The 25157-nt window shown below is 69.0% G+C and carries 36 protein-coding genes and 4 pseudogenes; 29 read left to right on the plus strand and 11 right to left on the minus strand.

Features of this window, described 5'->3' with window-relative positions:
* Window positions 1–20 precede the first annotated feature (20 nt).
* The 3 genes from C4B68_RS18880 to C4B68_RS18890 all read left to right on the plus strand — a co-directional run bounded on the left by C4B68_RS18880 (window position 21) and on the right by C4B68_RS18890 (window position 1922).
* Window positions 21–368: a DUF5994 family protein gene (locus C4B68_RS18880; protein ID WP_180289383.1), complete on the plus strand. Its 348-nt coding sequence runs from the start codon at window positions 21–23 to the stop codon at window positions 366–368.
* Between the two features lie 5 nt (window positions 369–373).
* The gene (locus C4B68_RS18885; RefSeq protein WP_099505914.1) at window positions 374–589 is read left to right on the plus strand and encodes a hypothetical protein; all 216 of its coding nucleotides are present in this window, start codon (window positions 374–376) and stop codon (window positions 587–589) included.
* A gap of 622 nt (window positions 590–1211) precedes the next feature.
* A complete protein-coding gene (locus C4B68_RS18890; protein ID WP_099505913.1) occupies window positions 1212–1922 on the plus strand; it encodes a restriction endonuclease in 711 nt (236 codons plus the stop codon).
* Window positions 1923–2070: 148 nt separating this feature from the next.
* Here the strand turns inward: C4B68_RS18890 and C4B68_RS18895 are convergent, their stop codons facing one another.
* A complete protein-coding gene (locus C4B68_RS18895; RefSeq protein ID WP_099505912.1) occupies window positions 2071–2391 on the minus strand; it encodes a three-helix bundle dimerization domain-containing protein in 321 nt (106 codons plus the stop codon).
* Window positions 2392–2765: 374 nt separating this feature from the next.
* On the opposite strand from C4B68_RS18895, the gene C4B68_RS18900 reads away from it, so the two are divergent.
* Genes C4B68_RS18900 through C4B68_RS18910 form a run of 3 tightly spaced genes read left to right on the plus strand, consistent with a single transcriptional unit; the run spans window position 2766 to window position 3970 of the window.
* Window positions 2766–3188, plus strand: coding sequence for a DUF5994 family protein (locus C4B68_RS18900; RefSeq protein ID WP_099505911.1), 423 nt, complete (start codon window positions 2766–2768; stop codon window positions 3186–3188).
* 5 nt (window positions 3189–3193) lie between these two features.
* Complete coding sequence (locus C4B68_RS18905; RefSeq protein ID WP_099505929.1) at window positions 3194–3463, plus strand: hypothetical protein; 270 nt, start codon at window positions 3194–3196, stop codon at window positions 3461–3463.
* Between the two features lie 6 nt (window positions 3464–3469).
* Window positions 3470–3970 carry a DUF5994 family protein gene (locus tag C4B68_RS18910; RefSeq protein WP_099505910.1) on the plus strand — a complete coding sequence of 167 codons (501 nt, stop codon included), beginning with the start codon at window positions 3470–3472 and terminating at the stop codon, window positions 3968–3970.
* A 460-nt stretch (window positions 3971–4430) separates the two neighbouring features.
* Here C4B68_RS18910 and C4B68_RS18915 read toward each other — a convergent pair.
* The 3 genes and pseudogenes from C4B68_RS18915 to C4B68_RS18930 form a co-directional block, all read right to left on the minus strand.
* A pseudogene (locus C4B68_RS18915) lies at window positions 4431–4678 on the minus strand (hypothetical protein).
* A 237-nt stretch (window positions 4679–4915) separates the two neighbouring features.
* Entirely contained in the window at window positions 4916–5275 is a 360-nt protein-coding gene (locus tag C4B68_RS18920; protein ID WP_099505909.1) for an ANTAR domain-containing protein, read from the minus strand.
* 400 nt (window positions 5276–5675) lie between these two features.
* Entirely contained in the window at window positions 5676–5954 is a 279-nt protein-coding gene (locus tag C4B68_RS18930) for a hypothetical protein (RefSeq protein WP_099505908.1), read from the minus strand.
* 380 nt (window positions 5955–6334) lie between these two features.
* Here C4B68_RS18930 and C4B68_RS18935 point away from each other — a divergent pair, with 380 nt between their 5' ends.
* From C4B68_RS18935 to C4B68_RS18955, 6 genes are all read left to right on the plus strand, one after another.
* On the plus strand, window positions 6335–6547 hold the full coding sequence (locus C4B68_RS18935; RefSeq protein ID WP_099505907.1) for a hypothetical protein: 213 nt from the start codon (window positions 6335–6337) through the stop codon (window positions 6545–6547).
* A gap of 304 nt (window positions 6548–6851) precedes the next feature.
* Window positions 6852–7025 (plus strand): CsbD family protein, encoded by a 174-nt coding sequence (locus C4B68_RS18940; protein WP_099505906.1) that lies wholly within the window; start codon window positions 6852–6854, stop codon window positions 7023–7025.
* A 134-nt stretch (window positions 7026–7159) separates the two neighbouring features.
* Complete coding sequence (locus C4B68_RS18945; RefSeq protein ID WP_099505905.1) at window positions 7160–7486, plus strand: hypothetical protein; 327 nt, start codon at window positions 7160–7162, stop codon at window positions 7484–7486.
* 101 nt (window positions 7487–7587) lie between these two features.
* Window positions 7588–7944 carry a PRC-barrel domain-containing protein gene (locus C4B68_RS18950; protein WP_099505904.1) on the plus strand — a complete coding sequence of 119 codons (357 nt, stop codon included), beginning with the start codon at window positions 7588–7590 and terminating at the stop codon, window positions 7942–7944.
* A 39-nt stretch (window positions 7945–7983) separates the two neighbouring features.
* Window positions 7984–8154, plus strand: a complete 171-nt coding sequence (locus C4B68_RS41940) for a hypothetical protein (RefSeq protein ID WP_167459110.1) — start codon at window positions 7984–7986, stop codon at window positions 8152–8154.
* A 375-nt stretch (window positions 8155–8529) separates the two neighbouring features.
* Window positions 8530–8832, plus strand: coding sequence for a hypothetical protein (locus C4B68_RS18955; RefSeq protein ID WP_099505903.1), 303 nt, complete (start codon window positions 8530–8532; stop codon window positions 8830–8832).
* 319 nt (window positions 8833–9151) lie between these two features.
* On the opposite strand, the pseudogene C4B68_RS18960 reads toward C4B68_RS18955, so the two are convergent.
* A pseudogene (locus C4B68_RS18960) lies at window positions 9152–9889 on the minus strand (tyrosine-type recombinase/integrase); the annotation flags it as partial.
* A gap of 108 nt (window positions 9890–9997) precedes the next feature.
* Between C4B68_RS18960 and C4B68_RS18965 the strand changes: the two are divergent.
* The 8 genes from C4B68_RS18965 to C4B68_RS18995 all read left to right on the plus strand — a co-directional run bounded on the left by C4B68_RS18965 (window position 9998) and on the right by C4B68_RS18995 (window position 15419).
* Window positions 9998–11092: an MBL fold metallo-hydrolase gene (locus tag C4B68_RS18965; RefSeq protein WP_099505901.1), complete on the plus strand. Its 1095-nt coding sequence runs from the start codon at window positions 9998–10000 to the stop codon at window positions 11090–11092.
* 597 nt (window positions 11093–11689) lie between these two features.
* Window positions 11690–12436: an SDR family oxidoreductase gene (locus tag C4B68_RS18970; RefSeq protein WP_099505900.1), complete on the plus strand. Its 747-nt coding sequence runs from the start codon at window positions 11690–11692 to the stop codon at window positions 12434–12436.
* A gap of 39 nt (window positions 12437–12475) precedes the next feature.
* A complete protein-coding gene (locus tag C4B68_RS18975; protein WP_099505899.1) occupies window positions 12476–13081 on the plus strand; it encodes a hypothetical protein in 606 nt (201 codons plus the stop codon).
* A gap of 267 nt (window positions 13082–13348) precedes the next feature.
* On the plus strand, window positions 13349–13621 hold the full coding sequence (locus C4B68_RS18980) for a hypothetical protein (RefSeq protein WP_099505928.1): 273 nt from the start codon (window positions 13349–13351) through the stop codon (window positions 13619–13621).
* A gap of 219 nt (window positions 13622–13840) precedes the next feature.
* Window positions 13841–14197, plus strand: a complete 357-nt coding sequence (locus C4B68_RS18985) for a PRC-barrel domain-containing protein (RefSeq protein ID WP_099505898.1) — start codon at window positions 13841–13843, stop codon at window positions 14195–14197.
* 31 nt (window positions 14198–14228) lie between these two features.
* A complete protein-coding gene (locus tag C4B68_RS41945) occupies window positions 14229–14402 on the plus strand; it encodes a hypothetical protein (RefSeq protein WP_167458943.1) in 174 nt (57 codons plus the stop codon).
* Between the two features lie 196 nt (window positions 14403–14598).
* Window positions 14599–15198 (plus strand): DUF5994 family protein, encoded by a 600-nt coding sequence (locus C4B68_RS18990; protein ID WP_099505897.1) that lies wholly within the window; start codon window positions 14599–14601, stop codon window positions 15196–15198.
* A 5-nt stretch (window positions 15199–15203) separates the two neighbouring features.
* A complete protein-coding gene (locus tag C4B68_RS18995) occupies window positions 15204–15419 on the plus strand; it encodes a hypothetical protein (RefSeq protein WP_099505896.1) in 216 nt (71 codons plus the stop codon).
* A gap of 56 nt (window positions 15420–15475) precedes the next feature.
* Here C4B68_RS18995 and C4B68_RS19000 read toward each other — a convergent pair whose 3' ends face one another.
* The gene (locus C4B68_RS19000; RefSeq protein WP_099505895.1) at window positions 15476–16003 is read right to left on the minus strand and encodes a DUF5994 family protein; all 528 of its coding nucleotides are present in this window, start codon (window positions 16001–16003) and stop codon (window positions 15476–15478) included.
* Window positions 16004–16380: 377 nt separating this feature from the next.
* Here C4B68_RS19000 and C4B68_RS19005 point away from each other — a divergent pair, with 377 nt between their 5' ends.
* The 3 genes from C4B68_RS19005 to C4B68_RS19015 all read left to right on the plus strand — a co-directional run bounded on the left by C4B68_RS19005 (window position 16381) and on the right by C4B68_RS19015 (window position 17730).
* Window positions 16381–16641: a hypothetical protein gene (locus tag C4B68_RS19005; protein ID WP_099505894.1), complete on the plus strand. Its 261-nt coding sequence runs from the start codon at window positions 16381–16383 to the stop codon at window positions 16639–16641.
* A gap of 217 nt (window positions 16642–16858) precedes the next feature.
* Window positions 16859–17434 (plus strand): DUF5994 family protein, encoded by a 576-nt coding sequence (locus C4B68_RS19010; RefSeq protein ID WP_206337084.1) that lies wholly within the window; start codon window positions 16859–16861, stop codon window positions 17432–17434.
* A gap of 17 nt (window positions 17435–17451) precedes the next feature.
* Entirely contained in the window at window positions 17452–17730 is a 279-nt protein-coding gene (locus C4B68_RS19015) for a hypothetical protein (RefSeq protein ID WP_240634405.1), read from the plus strand.
* A 95-nt stretch (window positions 17731–17825) separates the two neighbouring features.
* Here C4B68_RS19015 and C4B68_RS19020 read toward each other — a convergent pair whose 3' ends face one another.
* Window positions 17826–18224 (minus strand): DUF5994 family protein, encoded by a 399-nt coding sequence (locus C4B68_RS19020; protein ID WP_099505893.1) that lies wholly within the window; start codon window positions 18222–18224, stop codon window positions 17826–17828.
* Window positions 18221–18625, minus strand: a complete 405-nt coding sequence (locus tag C4B68_RS43315) for a hypothetical protein (protein ID WP_240634406.1) — start codon at window positions 18623–18625, stop codon at window positions 18221–18223. The genes C4B68_RS19020 and C4B68_RS43315 overlap by 4 nt, the downstream gene beginning before the upstream one ends.
* Window positions 18626–18717: 92 nt before the next feature.
* Here C4B68_RS43315 and C4B68_RS43320 point away from each other — a divergent pair, with 92 nt between their 5' ends.
* Window positions 18718–18990: a hypothetical protein gene (locus C4B68_RS43320; protein WP_240634407.1), complete on the plus strand. Its 273-nt coding sequence runs from the start codon at window positions 18718–18720 to the stop codon at window positions 18988–18990.
* A 44-nt stretch (window positions 18991–19034) separates the two neighbouring features.
* Here C4B68_RS43320 and C4B68_RS19030 read toward each other — a convergent pair whose 3' ends face one another.
* Entirely contained in the window at window positions 19035–19379 is a 345-nt protein-coding gene (locus C4B68_RS19030) for a hypothetical protein (protein ID WP_240634408.1), read from the minus strand.
* A gap of 643 nt (window positions 19380–20022) precedes the next feature.
* Window positions 20023–20418, minus strand: coding sequence for a DUF5994 family protein (locus C4B68_RS19040; protein ID WP_099505891.1), 396 nt, complete (start codon window positions 20416–20418; stop codon window positions 20023–20025).
* Window positions 20419–21171: 753 nt separating this feature from the next.
* On the opposite strand from C4B68_RS19040, the gene C4B68_RS19045 reads away from it, so the two are divergent.
* The 4 genes and pseudogenes from C4B68_RS19045 (at window position 21172) to C4B68_RS44415 (ending at window position 23125) form a co-directional block, all read left to right on the plus strand.
* Window positions 21172–21555 carry an STAS domain-containing protein gene (locus C4B68_RS19045; protein ID WP_099505890.1) on the plus strand — a complete coding sequence of 128 codons (384 nt, stop codon included), beginning with the start codon at window positions 21172–21174 and terminating at the stop codon, window positions 21553–21555.
* A 64-nt stretch (window positions 21556–21619) separates the two neighbouring features.
* Window positions 21620–22366: an ANTAR domain-containing protein gene (locus C4B68_RS19050; protein ID WP_099505889.1), complete on the plus strand. Its 747-nt coding sequence runs from the start codon at window positions 21620–21622 to the stop codon at window positions 22364–22366.
* Window positions 22367–22371: 5 nt separating this feature from the next.
* Window positions 22372–22800 (plus strand): annotated as a pseudogene (locus C4B68_RS44410) (GAF domain-containing protein); the annotation flags it as partial.
* 154 nt (window positions 22801–22954) lie between these two features.
* Window positions 22955–23125 carry an ANTAR domain-containing protein gene (locus tag C4B68_RS44415; RefSeq protein WP_338059750.1) on the plus strand — a complete coding sequence of 57 codons (171 nt, stop codon included), beginning with the start codon at window positions 22955–22957 and terminating at the stop codon, window positions 23123–23125.
* 40 nt (window positions 23126–23165) lie between these two features.
* Here the strand turns inward: C4B68_RS44415 and C4B68_RS43325 are convergent.
* Window positions 23166–23336, minus strand: a pseudogene (locus tag C4B68_RS43325) (IS982 family transposase); the annotation flags it as partial.
* A gap of 490 nt (window positions 23337–23826) precedes the next feature.
* On the opposite strand from C4B68_RS43325, the gene C4B68_RS19065 reads away from it, so the two are divergent.
* Window positions 23827–25119 (plus strand): cytochrome P450, encoded by a 1293-nt coding sequence (locus C4B68_RS19065; RefSeq protein ID WP_099505888.1) that lies wholly within the window; start codon window positions 23827–23829, stop codon window positions 25117–25119.
* Window positions 25120–25157 lie beyond the last annotated feature (38 nt).

Here is a 25157-nt window from a genome sequence, read left to right on the forward strand (position 1 = left end):
CGGAACCGGCTGTTCTCACCGTGGGACTGCTCGGGCGTGCGCTGTTCAGGGCCGAGCAGAACCCGCACAAACTGCTCCTGCTCTCCTACACCGTCGGCCGCTGGGACCTGCTGGTGATCCCGCCCGAGACCAGTGCCGCCACAGCCGCCCGCCTGATGACCACAGCCACGGATCCCTCGTGGAGTCTCACCGCGAGCGGCCTGATCCAGGAGGCGGAGTCCTTCCGGACCGCGGCCGAGGCCGACTGGGACTCGGCCCGGGAGGGCGTCTGGGACTCCGAAGGCGGGCACGACGCCCGTCCTGCGGCCTCTCGCAGCCCCGCGTCGGTCGGCCTCGACCGCGTGCTGATTCCGGCGGAAGGAAGGTGACAGGCATGGAGACCTTCGCGACCGTCATCACGCTCCTGGCGATGATCGCTCTGGGCGCACTCGCGATTCAGCTGTTCACCACGAGCCACAGCGACCGCATCGCGACGCCGCCCTCCGGCCGGTCCAGCCCGCCGGGCCGGGGTTCGGGGCGGACCCCAGCACGCACGGTGAGGAGCGGACTGCGACGGTTCCGGCCGTGGCGTCGCACCGGAGATGAGTGACGGCTCGGGCCGGCGCCGGGCATCGTCGGTGCGCCCGGAATACACGGGCACGCGCGCTTCTCGGCCGACTTCGGGTATCTCCTTGCGGGCGGGGTTTCCGACTCCTCCCGATCAGCGCAACTGCATCAACCGCATCTCGCTGAGACTGACGCCCGACGAAAGCTGAGGCGGACCGTACTCTGATCACCGTCTGAGTCCCGCTCGGATTCGCTCCCCCCGGCTAGGACCACCCGATGGGAACGCGTGTGCCCTGGGAGCACACGACGGGCGGGGTGCGAGTGTTCGGCTCGGCCGAAAAGGGCGCCCGCTCTCAGCGGGCCAGGAAATCTGACCTAGTGTCAAGAATGTCCGCGTCGATGCCTGTTGTCCGGTCGGAGCGGCCGCGCAAGAGCGCCGAGGAGGACACGGTGCCTTGGACCGATCCGCACGTGAGGAACGACGGTACACAAGTCCGGGGGGCCGGACGCTGTGCCCCGGGTGCGTGGCACGAGCTGACGATTCTGCCGTCGGCGGGCCTGGTGATCCGAGGCTTCAGCAGCGGACGGGTCACTCTTGACATGGATGGCGGGCGTACGACTCCGGTTCCGGGCGTCTGCGGCCGTGTCGCTGTCGACGGGGGGCAGTGGTGAGCCGCCGGCCGCCGGTGAGGCGGACTCGTAACTCTCCGAAGCGTGCCTCGACCCCGACGAAGCCCAGAGGCCCCCAGCCGTTGGTGCTGACCATAGCTGCAGCCGCGGGTGTCGGGTTCTGCGGCGCCGTGGGGCAGTGGCTGCTGGGCAGCTGGTGGCTGCTTGCCGTGCTCGCCGTCGTCGTGGGTGCGGCCGGCGGTTTCTGGCTCACGCAGTGGGCGGTGGGTGCTCGCTGGGAGCGGGTGCATGTGCGGAGGCTGCGCTACAGGCTCCCCCAGCTCGACGGGCTCCACCACGAGGACTTCGAGTTCGCGGTACGGGACCTGATGCGCCGTGACGGCTGTGCGGATGCCGTACAGGTGGGCGGGGCCGGGGACAACGGCGCGGATGTGACAGCGACCGATCCGCTCGGCAGGCGCTGGGTGATCCAGTGCAAGCACCGGCAGGACGGGGCCTCGGGATCGCCGGTGGGTACCCCGGATCTGCATGTGCTCAACGGCACCGGCCGGCAGCTGCACGGCGGGGACGTGGTGGTTCTGGTGACGAACGGACGCTTCACCTCGGGGTGTGCGCCGCTCGCGAAGTCTCAGAAACTGCATCTGGTCGACCGGGGAACGCTCGCCGAGTGGGCGGGAGGTTCACGGCCGCTCTGGGAGCTGCTTCAGAGGCTGCCCCTGCCGGGGAAGCGGTCGGCGTTGTCCTGAGAACCCGTTGTCGTACTGATCACGGGTGCGGCGTCCGCCTCGGTGGAACGGGTGTGGGGTCGGCGGAGCAGTCGGCCTGGACCGGGCACGGGGCGAGCATCGATCGAGCGGGCCCGTGTGCCCGGTGGGCCTTGAACGGGCGCGGTGTCTATGCCGAGCGGGTCAGGGCGATTCGAAGCCTTCGCAGAGCCGTGGTGACGGAGTGGCCTCGTGTCCCGTCGGACTCCTCGCGCAGGGGAGCCGTGGGATCGGGGCGTCGGACGAGTTGCCGTAGCTTGGTGCGGCTGTTGTGCTCGACGAGGATCGGCACGTAGTTGGCGATTCGAGCGTTACTGAGCGGCTGGTAGCAGTCCTGCACCACCTCCCGCACGACCGCGGCCGTCAGCAGGTTGGCGTAGGAGGCCGTCAGGTGGTCTGTGAGCTTCTGAAGGGTGTCGGGCAACGCAGCCTCGACCGTGTTCGCGCCCATGGCGCGCTCCTCACTGTCACAGACGGCCGACCACGGCAGCCGATCAGTATCCGGGTGCTCGGCGTCGGCCCGTCCACTTCTCACACTTGCACGGATCGCGTCCGTGGAACGGCTCGCCAGATCTGTTCATCAGCTCGCCATCTCGGATCGGTCGACCTGCGGGCGGGGCGAGACGTTCGCGCCTTCAGCAGTCCTGGTCGCCTCGGTAACGCGTCCCGGGTCACCGCGACTGCTGGGCACAGTCCGTACGGCAGGCCGGCGGAGTAGGCTGGTGTTACCGAGGGTATTTCGCGCACCGGCCTCCAAGCTTGTGTCGTTTTCGGCGATTGAATACGCCGGGCCGGTTCCGACCGGTCCGGAGCAGGGTTCGCATCATGACTGCGACCGTTTCTTACGCGCCGGCACTCGAAGACCGGCCCTCCTCTCCATCTCTCCGCATGTCGCCCGTTCTCACCGGTTCGGCACCGGCTCCGGTGGATGGCGCCTGGTGGCCCCGCTCCCGTGATCCGGGGGCGGAACTTCTCTCATTGACTGCGATTCCCGTCTCGGCCGCCTGGCTGATGTCGACCGCGAGCGACCCACTGCGAACGTCGACCACGGGCCAGTTGATGGAGGAGGCCGCGCGTCTGCGCACCGTGGCGGCGACCGACCGGGCCGTGGAGGCCGTCTGGGACGCCGAAAGCGGCCATGAAGCCAGCGGTCCGACCTCACGTCCACGGATCCCGGCAGTCACTGCTCCGGTATTCGGTATCCCGACAGTCGCTCTGCCGACGCCGAATCCGGCAAAGGGGGTGTGAGGGTCATGGACATCTTCGTGACTGTGCTGGTGCTCTTGGCGATCGTCGCTGCGGGCGTGCTCCTGATCCACCTGCTCAACAACCAGCACGACGAGCGCATCGCCGCTTTCCACTACGGCCGCTCCCGATCGGTTGTTCGGGGGCTGGCGCCTTCGGCCCCGCAGATGCTTCGCGGTCGTGCCGTTACGAGTGGCGCAGGCGATCGCCGCGACCATCGCGACGGGGGACGCGGACGGCTCCGGCCACGGCGCCGGACCCGGACGGCGGGGAAGTGAGCCGCCATGCTCCCCGCCACGCACCCCGTCAGGCTTCTGGCAGACACCAGCAGTGAGCCGGTGCTTCCCGGCACCGCGGTCCTGCGGCTGGAGACGACAGCCAAGCGCACGGGGACGTTCGACGGAGCGTGGTGGCCGCGGACGCGCGACCTCAAGAGCCAGCTGTCGGGTCTACTCACCGCGCTGACGGCTCGCCTGGGCCCCATCGCCCGCGTGGGCCTCGACGCGAGCGACTGGGACGAGACCCCGGGCCATCTGTTCGTCGACGGGCACCTGGTCCGCATCGACTGGTCCGCCGTGGGCGACAACACCATGATCGTCACCCGTGGCGACCAGGACCACTTCCTGTTCCTCGTGATCCCGCCGGAGACCGGTATCGGCCCCGCGCACGCCGCGATGGTCAGGGCCGTACAGGACGACAACGCCGACTCGGCCGAGCGGATTCTGGCCTCCACCGGCATCCCCCGGGCCAACCGGAGCGACGTACCGCAGAGTTCGCCCGGCTGAGCCGGGCCGATCAGAGCCTCAACAGCAGCCCGGGGACCCCGGCCGCACCACGGGCGACAGGTCGAGGGCCACCTGCCCTCCGGGACTGTGACATGCGCCCAGAAGACGCTGGCGCAGTCCCGAAGAGTGGCGCGAGTGAGACCACCACTGACGACGACCGTCTCGCAGTCCTCCGGCATATCAGCGACCACAGGCCGTCGGCACGGAGCTGGGAGAGCTTCCGCGGGGATGAGGGGAGTTGCGGTACCTGTAGACACCATGGGCTTCCTCGGGGTGGACTGTCACGCTGCCGGGGCTGGGGCTGGATACCGTGTCTGTGCCTGGCAGTTCAGTTCCGTCCGCGCCTCGTGGACAGTCGACGTCACCTTCAGGCTCCGGCACGTGGGCATCGGGGGTGACGAGCTATGCGCGGCCTGATCCACCCGGATGTTCCACGCGCCGCTGCGCCTCGGCGGAGGGGCTAGGTTCGGATGACCCAGCTGGCCACCGCGTGACCGATCAGCAGGTAGACGACAGCGGGCAGGCCGTAGTTGACCACGGTGCGCCGGTCGTCCGAGTGGATGGTGAACAGATTGTGCGACCAGCCCGAGAGCCAGTTCGCCGCGTCGTGGACCAGGAGACCGTCCTGCCGGCGGTGTTGGCGTCGAACAGGTAGAGGACGATCCAAAGGATCAGGATCAGTGCCGCGATGTCCACGATGATGGAGATGACGGTCCCCGCGGGCCTCCGCCGTAGCGTCTGGGCATGTCCAACGACTAGCCTTGAAAGCAGAGTTGAAACCGCGTCGACTCCATCGTCCGTGGCCTGGCGAGTGGCGGAGCCAGGCCGGCGTTTGAGTTCCACTAGGTGGGCTACTCAGCAGGGGCGTCCGACGGCCGTCCTGGACGAAGGCACCGGAGAGTTGAGCTCACAGCTCCCGGTGCCGTCCGCTGGGCACGTACGCCGTCATCTCCCGTTCGCCAGACGGAGGCGCCGCAGTGCTCGGCACAGCTCCCGCTGTATCGGTTGCGGGAGCGTCTGGTCCTTCGTCGTGGCGACCAGGGCCGCAGCCACGTCACGGAGCTTGATGTTGCAGTGCTGCGACACGTCCACCAGCAGGTCCCAGGCCCGGTCGCTGGAACACGGTGCCAGGACCATCACCATGCCGCGCGCCTGGTCGATCACCGCACGGCTCGCCAGCGCCCGCCCCAACTGCTCGTTCGTGGCGCGTAGTTCGACGACCTCGGCCAGCAACGCCGCATCCCTCGCCGGAGGAACGTTCCTCAACAGTCGCCGTTCCTCACGGGGCGTGGTCACCTGGTGCATGGTCCGTACCTCACAGGGCAGTCATCCTGTCCATAGGTGGTCAGCGGCGCGCCAGTTGCCGTTCGCCGGCCGCACCTGGCTTGTAGGCCAGTCCGTAGTGCTTGAAGATCGCAGGTTCCTGGCCGGCCCACGGCGGCAGGGGGCCAGGACCATCACCATGCCGCAGGCTTGATCGATGACCGCACGGCCGGCCAGCGCCCGCCGCAGCTGATCGTTCTCGGCGCGCAGTGCCACGACATCCTGACCCGCCGGGTCCTCTACCGAGGTCTCGGCCGTCAGATCCCACCAATCCCCCGGGAGCATGGTTGTGCGATGCATGGCACGTACCTCTCCACGATTTCGGCGCGTCCGGTGTGGCTGCAGCCGTCCCGGAATCTCTGATGCCAGGCCAGTTCATCGGTCACCCGCGGCGTTCGCGGTCCCGACGGTCCTCGCGCCTCCAGCGCGCCCGGTGCTGACGGCTGTAGCGCCGGTCCCAGCGGTCCTGACGCTCCCGGCGGTTCTCGTAGTCCCGGTACTCCCTGCGATCGGAGCCGTCACCACGGATCCAGCCTCCACCGCGATCGCGGCCGTGGCGGGTGACGCCGAAGACCAGCACGGCTGCGGCCACCCACCAGAGGGGGCTGAGGAAACCGAGGCCGAACAAGACCAAGATCAGGACGAGAAGGAGAACGAACACGATGGGCCTCCCCGGAGCGGAACAAGGCATCACTGCCGGGGGCCGGGGCCTGTTCGAACAGACTAGCCCTGCGCAGGGATTACGGACAGCGCCGCGTGCAACGGTCTTGCACCTGGAGCAGATGGCCACTTGACATCTGTCCAGGGAGTGCGGCAAGGCCTAGCGTGCTAGGTACGCCCGAGCCCCCGGCAGCGTCGATCACCTCTCGCGCTCCTTCGAGGGCGCACCTCGCGCATCAGTGCCGGACCCGCCCCGCCCCCAACGGGCCGCTCCCGCACTCGCCCTCGCTACGCGATCCTGCGCAGCCTCGATGCGCCCCATGCGGGCACCGTTCATCTGCTGCCCGCCGCGTCGCACGCATTTCACCACAGGCGGTACGCATGTACGTACTGATCGTTCCGGCTTCGGTCCCCTTCGTCCTGCTCGCCACCGTGATGGGGCTGTCCTGGTGGGAGGACCACATCCTGCCGACGCCGCCGGCCGAGCCGGCCGAAGCACCCGCTGAGGCTCCGTTTATCCCAGCGTCCCCTGCCCAGCTCCCGGAACTCCCCTATGTCGACGCTGCGTTGACACAGGCAGTCGCCAGGCGTTGACTGGCAGCACGGCGTAGGGCTATGCCGCTCCGGATCACTCGGGCGACGCATTCCACCTTCCCGCTTCGCCCGGACCCCGCGGAACCAGGAACTTCCCGCGATCTGGAGGCCCGGCGATGTTATGGATTCTTCTCCTTCTGCTGATCCTGGTGGTGGTCGGGTTCGGCTTGCGCGGCCGCCGTGGTGGCGGCCGCAGGTACAGCCGCGGTCACAGGTAGTCCACACCAGGCGCCCCCGCCCGCGGAAATGCGGCCTGTACGGCAATCGCGCGGGAACCCATCCAGCGAACGAGCAGAGGACAACCATGAGCGTCGGACAGACGATCAAGCACAAGACACAGGAACTCAAGGGCCGGATCACCGAACGCATCGGCCGCACCACCCGCAACAGGCGCCTGCAGCGCGAAGGCAGGACCGACCGGGTCTCCGGAAACCTGAAGCAGGCCGGCGACAAGGCCAAGGACGCCTTCAGGCGCTGACGACAAGCGCCCCGGGTGATGCCCACCTCCCGTGGACACCACCCGGCAGGCCAACGCGGAGTCAGCCCGCAGGAAGTGACGGGCACGGCAATGAAGCAGTGCAACCCACGAACCGAGAGCCAGAGAAGGAAGCCATGCTCACCATCGTGATCATCGCCGTGATCGTCATCGCGGCGGTCGCCGTCCTCATCGTCGGACGTGGACGAATCCGGGACGGCGGTGGGCGCGGCCTGAAGCACCGCTTCGGACCCGAGTACGACCGTGCCGTCGCCGACCACGACGGCGACACCAAGGCGGCAGAACGGGAACTCAGTGAGCGCGTCAAGCAGCACGGCTCCCTCACGGAACAACGACTGCCAACCGACGGTCCGCGGCACCGGGAGGCTTCATCGGCATGCCTGTCGACTACTACGCTCGGTACCGTCACCGCGCGAGGGCGCGACGCAGAGGTTCCTCGATAACCTGGAAGGGCAAGGGCCTACCGGCCCCGCAGCGGGCGGCGACTTCCCGCAGGGGCGCCGGCGGCCGCACCGGCCCGGATCAACGGCTCAGGAGGCAGGCCATGATCCATTCAGCCGACATCCGCGAGTGGCGCAACCGCAGCGTCCTCGACCCGAAGGGCCACAAGATCGGCGTGCTCGAAGCGATCTACGTGGACACCACCACCGACGAACCGGCAGTGGCCACGGTCCGCACCGGACTCCCCACCCGCCACCACCTGGCCTTCGTACCCCTCGACGAGGCGACCCTCGGACCCGACTACGTCAAGGTCTCCTACGCCAAGGCGCTGGTGAAGAAGGCGCCCTCGGTCGGCATGGACGACATCCTGCCTGCCGAGTCAGAGGAAGCGATCTTCCAGCACTACGACATGGCCTACCAGACGGGCGCAGGCGGCGAGCGGCAACTCGCGCGCCGCTGACCGTCCGGTGCTCAGCTACCCAAGGGAGGTGCTCGCATCATGGCTCTCTTGCTGTTTCTCGTTCTGGTCGCCGTTGTGCTGGGAATCATCGGAGTCGCAGCGGATGGGCTGAGCTACCTGCTGATTATCGGCATCGTGGTCCTCGTGGCCGCGCTGGGCCTCACCGCCGTGCGCCGGTCCCAGCACTCCCGTCACCGCCCCATCCGATAACACCGGCAGTTCGTCCATCATCGCCGGCACCACGGAAGACCTGGCCGCCCCCGACGTACAGCGCTCCGCTCACAGCGGTCCCGCACGCTCACCACAACTGGCTACTGACCCACCCGTGCCCGCTCCGCCGCAGGTAAGAACGCCCGCGTGAGCGATGCGTGAGCGGATGGCGGAGCAGCACCCGTCATAAGTAGGAACAAGAACCATGCCGGACGGCGCTGGCCTGCGAGGACAGCACCGCCCAGCATGAACCAGCACCCGCGATCAAGGATTCGATCCCACTCTCAATCCATTGGTTGTGGGTTCGAGTCCCACAGCGAAGCCGACGGCGAGCCGGGAATCACCTTCTGGCTCAGGAATCATGCGGCGCACTCGATGGCCTATGACATCAGATACGACTTCCTCGACAAGAGCGGCAAGGTCGTCGGCTCCGCCGGTTGCGTCTTCTCGGTGACCGCCCACCAACTGCTCGGTGACGAGGCGCTCTACAGCGCAAGTGGCAAGTGCAGACCAAAGTTCCGACTCGTCTACATCAACGCGTACGACAACACCAGCGCGGGCGCTTCGGGCGCCGTGAGACCTGGACGTACCTTCTTCTGTGACGGTGCCTCCGCGATGCCCCAGCCGGGCCGCTCGTATGCAGCTGCAACGTCACTTCAACAGCTCGTCTCCGTATGAGGCAACCATGCGCAGTTGTACCGTCAGAAGCGCCAGCCTCTCCCCTTCCGAGGTTCCGTGCCCTCCGCGTGCCCGTAAGGACGGAAAGCCACGGTCAACAGCGGTGCAATCCGACCCACACGACCGCCCCAAGAACCAGGTATCTGCGCTGGTCAGAGCCATCCAGCCCGTCCAAGCGCCGTCGCTTCCCAAGCTGAGAGCGCGAGTTCGATTCTCGTCACCCGCTCCACGCGAAACCTCCAGGTCATTGACCCGGGGGTTCTTTGTTGTCTAGACCGGTGGGCGACCCGCGCACGACAACCGCACCATTAGCTCTCGGCTAGCTTCCGGTGGACTCCTCGTTGTGGTGCGCGGGGTTGTCCTTGTGGTGCTTCGCACGCTCGGCGCGCACCATCTCGTCGAGCCCGGCCGCCACATCACGCTGCCGCTCCTCGTCGGAGTGCTGATAGATCAGCGCAGCCTTCTCGGAGGACTGGCCGGCGCGGACCATGGTGTCCTTGAGGGTGGCACCGGAGCGGGTCGAGAGCGTGTGCCCGGTGTGACGAAGGTCGTAGAAGCGGAAGCCGTCCGGCAGGCCTGCAACGGCACGGGCGCGACGCCACTTCCGACCGAAGGAGGTCCGGCGGAAGGCCGCGCCCTTCTCGCCGACGAAGAGGAGACCGTCAGGCCCCTTCTCCGCGTACCAGGCGAGATGGCGTTTCACCTCCTTCTCCAGGAAGACGGGAAGGACGACCAAACGAGCGCCCGCCTCGGATTTGGTGGCACCCGGAGCGCGCTTGCCGTTGGTGCGCTCAGGCTCGGCGACACGGACACGGACACGGACACGGACACGGATCACGAGATCGTCGAGGTCGACATCTCGGCGCCGGAGGCCGGCCAGTTCCTCGGGCCGCATCGGACCGTACGCCCCGAGGTAGACCATGAGACGCCAGCGGATGCCGACGGCTTCGGCGAGGGCGTCGACTTGGGCGACGGTGGCGATACGGCGTTCAGCGGCCGACTCCTTCCCCGCCCCCTTGATCCGGCACGGATTGCGGCTGATCAGGTCGTCGTCAACAAAAGCATGGTTGTCACATCCCGCCAGTGTCGCCGGTCAGTCCTAAAACAGCGATTGCCGCAGCACATGCTGGCGATGACCTGTGAATCATGCTCACAAGGACAAAACATGACTGATGAGTCCGCAGAGACGAGCGGAACCAACCGCCGCACGTTCCTAAAGCGCGCGTCGATCGCCGCCGCAGTTCCCACCGCCGCGGCCGTGCTCGGCGCTACGCTGCCTGGCACCGCCTTTGCGGCCGGGCCGGCCGCCGGCCTGCCCGACTACGCACCAGTCCCCTCGGGCTCCTTCGGTCCCGCGCTCAACGAGGACGGCTACTTCGTCGGCCAGATCAAGGGCAACCTCTACTGGGTCACGGACGGCAGCTACCAGGCCATGTTCCTGACCACGCGGGACGGCGTCGTGCTCGTCGACGCGCCGCCCACCATCGGGCACAACCTGAAGCGCGCGATCGACAAGGTCACCGAGGCCAACGGCCGCCCCAGCACGGTGACCCACCTGGTCTACTCCCACTCCCACGCCGACCACATCGGTGCCGCCTCCATCTTCGGCAAGGACGTGACGATCGTCGGCCACGGGGAGACCCGCCGCCTGCTGCGCCTCGACGGCGACGTCAACCGCCCGGCCCCGTCTGTGACGTTCACCGACCGCTACACCCTGCGCGTCGGCGGAGAGACCCTCGAGCTGGCGCACCACGGCGCGAACCACTCGCCCGACAACATCTTCATCTACGCCCCGGCCTACGCCACCCTGATGGTGGTGGACGTGATCTACCCGGGCTGGGTGCCGTTCAGGAACCTCGCCGTCTCAGTGGACATCCCCGCCTGGATCAAGGCCCACGACATCGCCATGAAGTACCCCTGGACGACCCTCGTCGGCGGCCACCTCGGCCGCCTCGGCGTCCGGGCCGACGGCGACCTGCAGAAGCAGTACGTCAACGACCTCATGGCCAGCACCCGCGCCGCCTCGGCGTCGGTCGACCCGACGCCGTACTTCGAGAAGTACGGTCCGACCGGCAACGGCTGGGCCATCACCAAGACCTACTTCGACGCCGTCACCGAGGAAGCGGCCCGCCCCATCATCGAGAAATACATCGGCTTGCTCGGCGGTGCGGACGTCTTCACGTACGACAACGCCTTCACGATGTACGAGTCGCTGCGCATCGACGCCGGCGAGCTCGGCCCCTTCGGCATCAAGCCGTAAAGCCCAGTTCGTTGGTGGTTGACGGTTCTGCAGAACCGTATCGAGCTCGGCTGCGCAGACCCAAGGTTCGCGCAGCCGGGGCCCGGGACCGGAGCCGGAACGCGGGGCCGGGCCTGCGTCCCGGCCCCAGACCCCGGAACCGATCAGGGAAAAGCCCCGAGCTTCGACGAGAGCGAGATCGCCGGCTGATCCCCGGCCCGCTCCTGCGGCCATCGGTCCACACCATCCGGCACTGCCTGACCGCCACCCGCCTCAACTCCCGCCACCCCGTGGAGACCGTCCTGGCCTGCGAGTTATGGCGTCGGCTCCACCAGACCCGTGCCCTGGTCAGTCACTACCGACGCCGCGGAGACCCGCTTCCGGACCGCCTACGACCCTGGGCCCACCACCAGCCGATCCCACCCATCACCGATCCTCAAGATCTCCGGCTGTAGTACGTGGCATTGGGTCTCGACCGACGGGAAACCCGCCGAATAGGCCATCGCGGGAGCGGCAGCAGGAAATTGTCCTCGATTTTCCGCATCGCGTGTCACAAGCAGAACGACTGCCCGGTCTCTTCTGGTACTGGATCAGGATAACTCCGAGAGGAATTCCGTCATGAAGGTCGTAGTAATCGGTGGAACCGGGCTCATCGGCTCGAAGGTGGTCGCCAGGCTGGGCGAGCACGGGCACGAGGCGGTCGCGGCCGCACCCAACACTGGCGTCAACACGCTGACGGGCGAGGGGCTGGCCGACGTCCTGCAGGGCGCGCAGGTCGTGGTCGACGTGTCCAACTCCCCCTCGTTCGAGGACGACGCGGTCATGGAGTTCTTCCGTACCTCCACGACCAACCTCCTCAAGGCGGAGGCCGACGCCGGCGTGACGCACCACGTGGCGCTGTCCGTCGTCGGCACCGATCGCCTCCAGGGGAGCGGCTACTTCCGGGCCAAGCAGGCCCAGGAGGACCTGATCAAGACGTCCGGCAACCCCTACTCCATCGTCCACGCGACCCAGTTCTTCGAGTTCGCGAAGGGGCTCGCCGACGGGATGACCGACGGCGACACCGTGCGCCTGCCCGCGGCGAAGATCCAGCCCATGGTGTCCGACGACGTGGCCGCGGCCGTCGGCCGCACCTCGGTCGGCGCCCCGGTGGGCGGCGTGGTGGAGGTCGCGGGCCCCGAGACGTTCGAGCTCGAGGAGTTCATCCGCATGGGACTCGCCGCTAAGAACGACCCCCGCAAGGTCCTCACCGACCCGCAGGCGACGTACTGGGGCGCCGCTCTCCAGGAGGACACGCTCCTCCCGGGGCCGGACGCGCACATCGCCGAGACCAAGTTCGCCGACTGGCTCGCGCAGCAGAAGTAATTCCTCGGGGTGGCCCTCGCCGAAAGGAGAAGGCCACCCATGCCCTTTGACCGACAGGTCTTTTTCATTTACTGCTCGCGGTACTCAACCGGCGAACGCGAGGAGCTGTGCGACTACATCGATGAGGCCCTGCCCGAGCACGGTGTCGACGTCGTGGCACTGACTGCCCGGCACGGACTCGGCCGCTACCCACCAACAGACTTGGAAAGCGTGCGCCGTCTCAGTGGGGGGGCTGCGGGGCGGTTGCAGTACAGCAGCGCCATACCGCAACCCCAGACGCTCACGACGGGTGCGCGGTGCGGCGGCCAGCATCCGCCTGTCCAGCGGCGACTTCGTGCCCGCGCTTTTGTTGACAGGGCTGCCCCGGATTGGACGGCCTGGTGGATCGCGTCCGGCAGCAGCTTCATCACAGGTGGCGGATCGGGGTCGGGCATCGTCATCGCCTGCCTGCGGGATTCGGCAGTTCGCCGATCGCCCGAGGCGACGTCGGTGTCGCTGCCGGGAAACCAGAGGCGCGTCCTCAGTCCACGGCACTCCGCGGCGCCCACGACCAGGCTCGCCCAGGCGCTGCGGCCCAAGGCCCTGGTCCCCGAGGAAGCCGCTGGTCATGGGCAGGTTCTCAGGAACCGGCCCGGAGTACAGTGAAGCACCGGGAGTTCCTCACACACCGGCTCCCATGCTGTGCCGACGGGGTCTGCCGGATCGCCCGGCCCCTCCGCGGACGCCGTGACGCGGCCACGGGTGACGCACGACCTTCTCCTGACCGTGGGTAGTGGGTGTGCATCATTCCCACGTCCCCCGACGCCGCCCGGCAGGCCGCAGAGCAGCGACGGCCGTCGGCAGGAGCGGCAAGGTGCCGTCGCTCAGGTCCCATGGACTCTTCGTCGGTGCCCGGCACGAGTGGCGGCGATCATGGCAACACTGCACGAGCGTAAGAATTACCGCGAAGCGATCATGAAAGCCCTGTACGAGGCCACGGAAGGCAATCGCCTCCTCGGCATCACCGGGGCGAAGCTGCGTGATGACCTCCGGATCCCTGAGCAGGATCTGGCCGCGGCTTGCGGGTATCTGGAGGGCGAAGGGTTCATGACCGTCGACTGGGCCCAGGGAAATACACCCGCGATGGTCATGTTGACGCATCAGGGGATACGGCGCATGGAGGCCGAGGAGGAGGAACGCGGCTGAGGCGACGAGGCCGCACCGGGGTCCCAGGGGCCCCTGGGGCCCCTGGGGTCCCAGGGGCCATATTGCCCGAAAAATTCCCAATGCCGGAAGAGTGCTTCGGTTCTACGATGACAAGTGGGCCAGTGCACTCTCACGTGCAATGACCCGGAAGGGCGGCCCCGGTGTGTATACGCCGGGGCCGTTGTGCCACCGGCGGCGCGCGCAGACAAGGAGCAGGGCATGATCCGTTCGGCCGACATCCGCGAGTGGCGCAACCATGACGTGGTTGACCTGAAGCAGCGCAAGATCGGCATGCTCGAAGCGATCTACGTGGACACCGCCACCGACCAACCCGCCATGGCCACCGTCAGGACCGGCCTGCTCAGCCGCCAGCGACTGGTCTTCGTCCCCCTCGACGAGGCAGTCCTCGGGCCGGGCTACGTCAAGGTCTCGTACACCAAGGGGCAGGTACGCAAGGCCCCTTCGATCGGGACGGACGACGTACTGCCCGCCGAACAGGAGGAAGCGATCTTCCGGCACTACAGCATGACGTACCAACCAGGTGTCAACGGCGAACGCCAACTCGCGCGCCGCTGACCGCCCACACGCAGCACAAGGAGGTGCTCGGGTGATGGTGCTCTTCCTGCTGCTCGTCCTCGTGGCCGTCGTACTGGGAATCATCGGCGCGGCAGCGGACGGCCTGGGCTATCTGCTGGCCATCGGCATCGTGCTCGTCGTGGCCGATGTGGCCTTCATCGCGGTGCGAGGATCCCGGCGTACCGGGCGGCGTCCCGTCCGCTGACGACGGCAGCGGTGCCCGAGTTCTTCAACCCGTGCCGTTCTTCAACCCGTGCCCTCGCACCGGTCCGCCGGGCACTGGCCAGGAGTAACCTCGGACCTACCGAGGGCACTTCGTACACCGGCTTTGATGCTTGTGTCGTTTTCGGCGATTCACAACACCGGGCCGGTTCACACTGGTCCGGGGCAGGGTCCGCGTCATGATCGCAACCATGTTGGACAAACCGGCGGTCGACGACCGGGCCTCTTCTTCGTTGCCGCTCCGCCTGATGCTGGCGCCGGCCGGCACCGCCTCGTCCTTGATCGACGGTGCGTGGTGGCCCTACTCCCGCGATCTGACGGCGGAACTGCCGGCGCTCACCGCAGTACTCGACCCGCTGTGGGGGCGGATCACCCGAGTCACGGTGAACCCCACGTTCTGGCCGGTCGTCCCGCGGAAGGTGCCCGTCCACGGGCGTGTCGTGCGGGTCGGCTGGTTCAAGGCCGAGCAGGACCCGCACAAGCTGTTGCTGCTCTCCTACACCGTAGGCCGCTGGGACCTGCTGGTGATACCGCCGGAGACGAGTGCCGCCACAGCTGCCCGGCTGATGACCACTGCCACTGATCCGTCGCGGCTTCTCACTGCGAGCGGCCTGATCCAGGAGGCCGATTTCTTCCGGATCGCGGCCGAGGCCGACTGGGACTCGGACCGGGAGAGGGTCTGGGACTCCGAAGGCGGGCACGAGGCCCGTCGCCCGCCCTCTCGCAGCCCCGCGGGGGCCGTCACCGGCCAGGTGCCGAATCCGGCGGAAGGAATGTGACAGGCATGGAGACCTTCGCGACCGTCCTCACGCTCCTGGCGATGATCGCCCTGGGCGTACTCGCGATTCAGCTGTTCACCACGAGTCACCACGATCGCATCGCGACCCTGTCCTCCGGCCGGTCCCGGCCGCCGGTCGAAGGTTCGGGCCGAACCGCCGCGGCACGCCCCGCGAGGAACGGACTGTGGCGGCTCCGGCTGTGGCATCGCACCGAGAAGTGAGCTCTGCCGACGTACCGTCCCGCCGCCGTGCGCGGTGACGAGGGGTGTGCCCCGCCTCAGGGAGGCTCTTCCGTGGCAATCGGACGCGCTCGATCGGTGCCGGTGCGGGTGTCGACGCGACCGGTGCCGGTGTCGATAAGGATCTGTCCGGCCTGCGTGAGGTTGTCGGCGCGGACGGCTTTGGCCATCGCGGCGCGTGCCGCGTCGGGCGTCGCGTGCGGCGGGACCACCAACAGGGAGAAGTAGTCCTGATCGCCCCGGGTGATGAGGACGGTGTCGTCCCCGACCGGAGAGAAGTCGAGGTGCACGACGCGGCCGTCGATGATCAATCGCGTCGGCATCTCTTCCCAGGCACTGGAGTCCAGACCGACCCGCGTAACCGGCCCGAGGTGTTCGGTCAGCGCGGCGATCAGGCCGGGGAGCTCGGCACGGATGTCGCGGGAACGCGGCCACCAGGCACCGTCGAGAATTCCCTGACGGTCGTGTGTCGTCTCCAGACGCAGCAAGGCTGTCCCGGGTTTGACGGCCTCGTGGACGGCGTCCGGCAGAAGCTTCGACACGCGCGGAGGTTCGGAGTCGGACATGGCGTTCGCCTGTCTGCGGGAATTCGGTGGACACCCCTCGCGTACGGCGATGGTGGTGCGGCTGCCGGGAAAACCACAGGGGCTTCCTCATTTCACGGTACTCCTCACTCCTCCTGCGGCCGGGGCACGCCGCAGTAGAGTGAAAAGGCCGGAACGTTCAAGACGCTCCGTCCGCCTCAAAACCGGTCGGACTCCCTGAGCCCCGCCCACGGGATGTGAGGACGTGGAGACCGTCGAACCGTGACCGCGGTCATCGCCAAGATCTCCGATCCCCGTACGGCCTTCGCCTTGCCGGGGGACGGTCGGTCCGGAGCGACGGGCTCACGCCCACCACCACATCGGCCTGACGAACGAGGCCCCTGACGAACGAGGTCACCATGGAGCCACTGGAAACTCCCTCTGCCGGGCACGCCGAGGTACGCATCGTTGCCGCGTCCCCCGAGTCCGCCCGTCGGGTCGCAGAGGCTCTCCGTCGTTGCTTCGCCGCCACCGAGCAGCGCAGCTACCCCGCGGGCCGCGGTGGCGGGACCCGCCTGCACCTCACCGTGGACACCACCCGCACGGCAGAGCCGGCACGGTCCTGGCTGGAGACCAGTCAGTCCTCGCAGAATGACGGTCGGCAGACGGACGAAGTCTGAGGCGCCCCGGGCGCAGAGGGTGGCGCGGCACTCGTCGCAGGCATGCTGGGCAGCGTTGGGAACCGGTGCCTCGCCGGGGCCCGTTGGACGTGCCGGGGGAGTAGCGTGAAGGCATCGAGAGTATGTCGCACACCGGCCTCCATGCCGGTGCCGTTCTCGGCGAGTGACGACACCGGGCCGCCGCCTACGAGCAGCGGCCGGGAGACAGGTTCGCGCGATGTCCGCGACCACCGACCAACCCCCGCTGCGGATCGTGCCCTTCAGGGTTCCGACCGCTCGCCTCGCGCTGAAGCCCGTGAGTACTTCCCAGGGGCTTCTGGACGGCGCCTGGTGGCCCCGCTCCCGGGACCTGACACACGAACTCTCCGCTCTGGCCGATGTGCTGGATCCCCTGTGGGGACGGATCACCCGGATCGCCGTCAACCCTCGGTACTGGCCGGCCGTCCCGCGCCGGCTCCCCGTCAACGGCCATGTGGTGAGGATCGGTTGGTTCACGCGGGAGCTGGACCCCCACAAGATCCTGCTGCTGTCCCACACCGCCGGACTCTGGGACCTGCTGGTGATACCACCGGAGACCAGCGCCCCGGCAGCCGCCCGACTGATGGCTGCCGCGAGCGAGAGCGCCGGCCCTCTGACGACCGCGAGCGCGCTCATGGCAGCGGAACAAGCCCTCCACGGAAGCTCCGTGGCCGACCGGGACCAGGATTCCGAGGAGACCCGGGAGGACGAGGGCGGCGCCTTGTCCTACCCGGTCGCTGTGGCCCGGTCGAGCCGCCTGATCACAGGGATGTGACCCCCATCGTCACCGGCGTGGCCTTCAGTGCCCTGCTGATCCTGACCGTTGCGGCAACGCGTGTGATCCACCGGCTCAACGCACAGCACGCGGAGCGCATCGCTCTCCACTCGTACGGCGGCCCGTCGACCGAGTCGTACAGCAGCCCGTCGACCGAGCAGAAGCATCCCGGGCAAGCCGTCGGACGGCCACGTCCCGGACTGGTCACCCAACCCACCACGGTCCGTCCCCGGCGCGACGACCGGGACGGCGGCCGGGGCCGACTGCGCCCCCGGCGCCGGAACGCTCGCCGCTAGGGCCTGTCTTTCGGATCACTCCTGGGACGCGGGGCAGGCGCCGGTCCTCTGGCGCTCCCGCCCACGGTCCGTACTCTCCGCGCACCGCCGCCCGGTCAGGTGTCACCGCCCGCCGCGGCGGCCATAAGCGGCTCGGCGGTGTCCTGCGCGGTGTCGGGCGGTACGACCAGCAGGTCCCACCTGCCCCGGTTGGGGGCGAGCAGACAGACCGTGTGCGGGGCGGACGCGGCGGTGGACCTGCGCAGGCGCACGACCTGGTTGAAGACGAGCATCCGGCCGGGGGTCGCGGACCACGTCGCCCCGTTGACCGTGACGCTGCTGATGTGACCCCAGGTCCTCGGCAGCCCGGCGAGCAGCCGCGGGAGTTCGGCGAGCAGGTCGTACGAGTGGGGCCACCACGCGCCGTCGATATGGTGCGGCAGGCCGCCGCGGGGCGCGAGACGCAGACGGAGGAGGGGATGCGAGGGGAGCGGGGGCTGCAGGGCGGCGGTCATGAGGGCTCCTGTCTACTGCCGTGCGGAAGACGAAGGGGTGGGCCGGGTTCACACGCGGCGGGCGGCGACGCGGTCCGGGGCCGGCCACCGCACGTCGTACACCCAGCCAAGGCGTTCGAGGAGGCGGATGACGGCGGCGGCGTCGGGTCGTTGCGGAACAGGCAGCCGACGTGCGCGTGCAGCAGCCCGCGCAACTGGCGCAGGTGCGTGCCGTAGCGGTGCGGGGAGTGCGGGTCGCCAGGCCGGTCGGTGAAGGCGTGGTGGCGGCGGTGGGTGGCGACCCAGCCGATGACGTCGCCCTGGAAGCTCATCGATCCGGCCACCGCCAGCGCGATGCGTACGGGACAGACGGCACGGTATCCGCCGTGTGTGAGCCCGCGATGGAAGCCGACCTCCCCCAAGTTCTCGGCTTCGCTCGAACAGGGAGGGACCCCCATCGCCGAGGCCGGTGACCGTGTAGAGGACGAGGGCGAGCAGGATGTCGGCGGGATGGATGAGACTCCCCCACAGCAACCAGCCGGTCAAACCGAGCGCCAGGAAGGGGGCGACGACGATCACTGCCGTCACGGTCACGTACAGCCGCTCGCCGGCGCCGCGCGGGGCGGCCGGTTCCTCGGCGGGGAACGGCCCCGCTCCGTCGTATCCCTCGGACCGATGGGCAGCACTCGACGGCACGACCCCTGAAGGGGGTTCGGCCGTGGACATGGTGGAACTGCGCAACATGTGGGGCTCCTTGACCTCGGTGCCGGTGGCGCGGCCGGGGTAACGGGCTGCCCCTGCACGGACGGGTGGCGTGCTGCGGAGGGACGGTCAGACGGCCTCGTGCGGATGCGTACGGTCGGTCGGCCGTCTGCTGGTTTCGCTCCAAGGCCGGAACGGGCGCACGGAGTGCGACGGATCCAGGGTCAGATGCAGGTGCGTGTCCCTGCCTTCGGGGCCCGCCGGGTAGCTGCGGCCTTCGTCGTAGGCGAAGAACCAGCTGAGCGCATCGGCGACTTGTCGCGCCACTTCCGGATACGCGGAGACGATCCGGACCTCTGCGCACCCGGACAGCGGCGGTCCGATCCGGATTTCGGCAGGAGCGGATGCTGACGATCCGTCGGCCTCTTGCCTGTCCGACGGGCAGTCGGACATCGGAGGGGCTTCGGCGGTCATATGGCGGAACCTGCCTCGAGCGCGAAGCACCCGGTGTCGTGGAACCGCGAGGCCGAGACCGGCTTGAACACCGGCATACGAAAGGTCCTCGCCGCCTCCACCGTACTCCTGCGCGGCCGCAAGGAGCCGGTCCCGGCTCGCGCGGCCGATCACCGGGCGTCTCGCACCGCATCACCGGGCATTTCGCACCGCAATCACCCGGTGTGACGCATGGCTACGCCCATCCCCGCACAGCTGGTGGGCCGACCGGGCCCGAGAACCGGAGGAGACACGGGAGTTCGCACGCGGCACGCAGTTTCCTCCACGACGCGGGTGGGAAGCCGGTCGGCGCAGCCGACGTTCGTGGAGTGGCGGGCACACTGGGCTCCCGAAGGAGCCTCACTCGGCCGAGCGTATGCCCCGCGGGCGGGGTGTGCACAGCCCCGCGAAGCATCGATGTACACACGCTCTTGGGGGCGTTGCCGCGAGCGCCCCGCCAGACACACGCGTACGGGCGGCACCATCAGCTGTCGGCGGACAGGCAGCACACCTCCGCCTCGGTATACGAGCGGCACCGGTCCGACGGCTCACCGCGAGCGCCCTCATGGCAGCCGGGCGGGGACGAGCCGCTCCTGCGGTGCGGGCGGCCGTGACCCGGTTCCCGTCAGCGGGTGATGGTCGCCGTGGCTGCCATCAGGTGTTCGGCGTCCGCCGCGGCCAACTCCGGGGGCACGACCAGCAGGTGCCAGCGGCTGTGGCCCAGGCTGAACAGGCTGATGGTGTGCCGGTCCCGCGTTCCGGACTCCCTGCGCAGTCGTACGACGTGGTGGGCGACGAGTATCCGTCCCGGCGACGGCGACCACATCGCCGCGTTCACCGTGACGCCGGTGATCTGTCCCCAGACAGGGGGCAACGCGCCGATCAGCAGCGGGAGTTCGACCAGCAGGTTGCGCGAGCGGGGCCACCACGCCCCGTCGATGCGCCGCGGCAGGGCGCGGTGTGGCGCCAGCCGCAGGCGTGCCACGGGCGGGGAAGGAAGGTGCTGAAGGACGGCGGCCATGAAGGCGCTCCTGTCTGGGGACACGGCCCCGGGGCGTGCCGGGACTCTGTTGCGGCGGACCGCAGGACGGAACGGACTCCCTTCGGGAGGCTCACCGGCAGGGTGCATCGCGGCCGTCCGTCGGACAGCCGCGATGCCGTCCCGTCGTACCCCGCGACCGGAGGGACAGCCCCGGGCGGGAAAAGCGGTTCGGTCGAACCAGGCGGCAAACGGGGTTCCCCGGCCTCGATGCGGGCGGTGCTGCCGGGGTCTCGGGCCGTCCGTACGTGGGCACAGCAGCGTCGGGTGACGGCCCCGCGGAAGGACGAGAACGGCTTCGGCCGTCAGAGGGCGGAACCCGCCCAAGCGGTGCGCTGCGCGGAGTCGTCGTGAGCCGAGGACGAGACCGGTCCGATCACCGGCGTACGACGTGCCCTCGGTATCCCCACCGTACTCGGTCCGGCGGGAAAAGGGACTTCCGTACCCGGCCCGGTGGGAAAGGGACTTCGGAGGGTCCGAGGCTCCCGGCGCCTTCACTCGCACCGCCTCTCCCCGATCGGATCCCACCCCCACGACCGCCAGGACCGGTCGGATACCGCCTCGCCGGTCAACACCTCCGTGCATACCCGAAGCGGCACCGCCGGCCGCCTCGCACGGCGGTACGCTGGCCGTGCGGCCGCCCGTGACCCCGGTCCTCTCCGTGCAGTCCCGCTCCGCGCAACAGAGGCTCTGCGCAAGGCGAAAGCCACCCGGCAGACCTAGGAGATGGGCCGTATGGGCTCGTATCCCGACCTGTTCGACGAGTGCCGCGTGGTGCGGGCCGGCGGTGAGCTGGACCTGACGACCGCCCCGGCCTTCGCCCACGACCTGGAGAGCGTCCGTCACGGCACCTGCCGCGTCTTCCTCATCGTCGATCTGAGCGGTGTGACGTTCGTGGACGGGAGCATCCTGGAGCCGCTGTGCGCGGCATGGGAGGACTGCCACGAGCGGCTCGGGTGGATGCGCGTCGTCTACACGCGGCCGGGTACGGGTCTCGTGTTCCTGGCCGGCGGCCTCCTGGAGCGGTTCCCCCGGTACGCGAGCGCCCAGGACGCCTGGCAGGGCGTACCCGCCGACCGTGGAGAGCAGCGTCCCCCGCCGGCGGACCGATCCGCGTAGTGTGCGGCGGGAACTGGACAGCACCTCGCCCCGAGTTGTGCCGGCCGCTGCGGAATGGATACCGGTGATCAGCGACGGCATGGCCGATGTCCTGCGGTCGCTGCGCCTCGACGGGGGCGGGGACCCGGCGCGGGCGTGCGCGCGTGCGCTGGGCGCCGACGGTGTCGCGCTGTCGCTGCTCGTGGGCAGCGGACGGACGGCGGAGCCGCTGTGGCACTACCCCGACGTGAGCGCGCGGTTCGAGGAACTCCAGTTCACGGTGGGCGAGGGCCCGGGGCCGGACGCGGTCAGCGCCGGAGCGCCCGTCCTGGAGCCCGACCTCGACCGGGTGCGCTCCGACCGGTGGCCCGCGCTGCTGGGGCCCGCGCAGGAGATGGGCGTGCACGGCGTGTGCTGCTTCCCGCTGGGCATCGGGGCGATCCGAGTGGGCGTACTGACCGTGCTGTGCGCCGCGGACCGCAGGATGAGCGAGCAACCGTCGGCGGACGCGCAGGCCCTGGCCGCCGCACTGACCGGCGCGATCCTGAACGGGGACCGGCGAGGAAGCCGGAGTGGGAGCGGAGACGGTCCCGGGCTCGACGCGTTCCTGGAGCGGCCGTCCGGGCTGAACCGCGCGGCAGTGCACCAGGCCACGGGAATAATCAGCGTCCAGCTCGGGGCGCCCATGGAGGAGGCCCTCCTGCGCCTGCGGGCCCACGCCTACAGCAGCGAGCGCCCCCTCGGGGAAGTGGCGGAGGACGTGGTCGCCCGCAGGCTCCGTTTCGACGACGATGTGAGCGGGCCGTATTCGCCCGACGGTGGAAAGGGATGATCGGCATGGCCCGCGAAAGACGTCTGGCCGAGATCTTCGTGGAGGTCGCGGACTCCCTGGTCGAGGATTTCGACGTCATCGACCTGCTGCAACGGCTGTCCACGCGCTGTGTCGAGCTGCTGGACGTCTCGGCGGCCGGGATCCTGCTCGTCGACGCGCACGACGAGTTGCAGGTCATCGCCGCCTCGGACGAGCACACCAGGCTCCTGGAGCTGTTCGCGCTCCAGCACGACCAGGGCCCGAGCGTGGAGTGCTACCGCACCGGTACGGCCCGGACGAACATCGGCCTGAGCTGTCCGGGGACAACGGCGGGCTGGTCCCGCGTCGCTGTACGGGCCCGCGAGACGGGCTACGCGGTCACGCACGCGCTGCCGCTGCGTCTGCGCAACCGGGTCGTCGGTGCGCTCAACCTCTTCCAGCGCACACCGCAGCCGCTCGGCGAGGACGACATCGCGCTCGCCCAGGCGCTGGCCGACATGGCGACCATCGCAATCCTGCAGCAGCGCACGCTGGAACAGTCGCACGTCGAGAACAGCCAGCTGGGAGACCGCCCTGACCAGCCGCATCCTGGTCGAGCAGGTCAAGGGCGTGCTGGCCGAGCGCTGGAACGCCTCCGTCGACGACGCCTTCGCCGCCTTCCGCTCGTACGCACGCGCCCATCACCTGCGTCTGTCGGAGCTGGCCGCCCGGATCGTTGCGGGCGACTTCGACACCGCGGCCATTCCGGCGCCGGCACGACCCGGTGGTCATCAGGACTGATCACCCCGGCACCGCGTGGCGCGCAGCCCACCGGCCGGGCCTGCAGCCAGCGGGCCTCGCAGTGATAGCCCGGCATCACCTGGGCCACGGCCAGGGTGACCAGTTCCGCGTCGGTCAGCCGGGGCGGTCGCCCCCGCCACCGCGGGGTCTTCAGATGGTCATCGACGTGCACGTACAGTGCGGTCAAGAGGGTGTCTAACTCGGGCGTCACAACCCGATGTTGGACACCCTCCCCGCGTCCGTGAACCCTGCAAACGGAACCACTCGTCCAGCCCTGCTCACGACGCATCGGTCCGTGCTGGAGGTCAGTGCCGCCCCCGGCCGCGAGGTGTGGTGGCGCCGGTCACCTCAACCCCGCCGCGGCCGATGCCCGGAATGTGACATATGTGGCATGTGTGACAATATGGCCTGTGTGGCACTTGGTGCTTGTGGGAATTTCTTTGTTGAACCCTCGGCTGAGAGGGCTCAAACAGGCGAGAGGAGTGGATCATGATCGCCAAGCTGCTCGGCAAGCTGTCCTTCACCCGCCAGTACGGTGCGTACGGGGCCCACGAATGGGATGCGTACGCCGGCGACGACCGGGTCTGACCGCACTGCCGGCGGGCGCCCCCGGGCGCCCACCGGCTCCCAGCCACGCTGCCGACGATATCGGCCTGGACAGTCGGCAAAGTACGAGAGTCAGTGACGATCTCATGGGCCGAATGAATGAGCCGCCGCGGTTGCCCGAAGGCAGCTTCGCGGCCTGGAGCCACGACCGGCTAGCACTAGCGCGCCGTGGCGCTGACGAGTGCGGGGACGTCTGGCAGCTGGAGTCGGGTGTCTACGTAGCCGCTACGGCCGGGCCGTGTGAAGAAGTCCTGCGCCGCGCGCAGGACTTCCCCAAGGCATCCTCGCCTCTCTTCCCGCCGTTGAAGCGGTCGAGCGGAGCACCGACGTCTGAGGAGCGTGCGCACGCTCACGCCGCCCGCATGCGCGGACTACGCCCGCAGGCGGTTGCAGCCCGGATCGGTGAGATTGCGCCCAGGGCCGCTCTATTTGCTGACCAGTGGCCCACGGGCCAGGACGTCGAGATTCTGCCCCCGGTCCGGCACGCCCTGGCAGAGATCGGCGTGCGCTACCTCTTCTCCGAAGACGCTCCCACCCTGCTGCCCTTTGCCTCACAGCTCTTCCTGGCCCGGGAGGTGCTCGTACGCCCCTCGCGCTGGGTATGGCCGCGCTGGATCCCCACACCGGCACGGCGGTTCCGCACACGGCAGCAAGTCGCCTTCACCAACGCTTTGCGGCCCATCGTCCGCCGGCGCCGTTCATCGGGCCGGCTCGGTGACGACATGCTGGGACAGATGCTCCGGTCCTCCTCCCGCTACGGCCTACTGCCAGAAGAGGCCATCCTCGACACTCTCCCCGGAATCACCGTCGCGACCTTCGAGACACCTTCCCGGGCAGCCGGATGGATCCTGCTCCACCTGGCCCGGCACCCCCAGGCAGCGGACCGCGTCGCGGCCGAAGCCGCCTCGCTGCCCGCGGACCCGGCCGCGACGACCAGCACCCACCTCGACAGCCTGCAATACACCCAGGCACTGGTACGCGAGGTGCTCCGACTGCACCCCCCGAGCTGGCTACTGACCCGGCGCGCCACGCGACAGACCCAGCTCGCCGACTACACCATCGACGCCGGGTCCACCGTTCTCGTGTGCCCCTACACCGCCCACCGCGACGCACGGGAACACCCCGAGCCGGACCGGTTCCAGCCCGAGCGCTGGCTCGATGATTCGGGCTCGCCGGCGAAACCCGGGGCCTTCCTCTCCTTCGGTACCGGGCCGCATGGCTGCGAGGGAGCCGCTCTGGCCATGGCGATGCTGACGCTCCTGACTGCGCAGACCGCCCGCCGCTACCGCTTGAGCGAGCCGCCCGGACCGGAACCCAGCTACCAGGTCACCACCTTCGAAGGTCTCGCAACTGTCGGCTTGCGCCTGCGTGCCACCTTGCTCAGCTGAGGGCAGTCCTGCTTTCAGTGACAGGCCGCCTCCACCCG

Origin of the sequence: Streptomyces dengpaensis (genome assembly GCF_002946835.1) — a bacterium.
Taxonomy (GTDB): Bacteria; Actinomycetota; Actinomycetes; order Streptomycetales; family Streptomycetaceae; genus Streptomyces; species Streptomyces dengpaensis.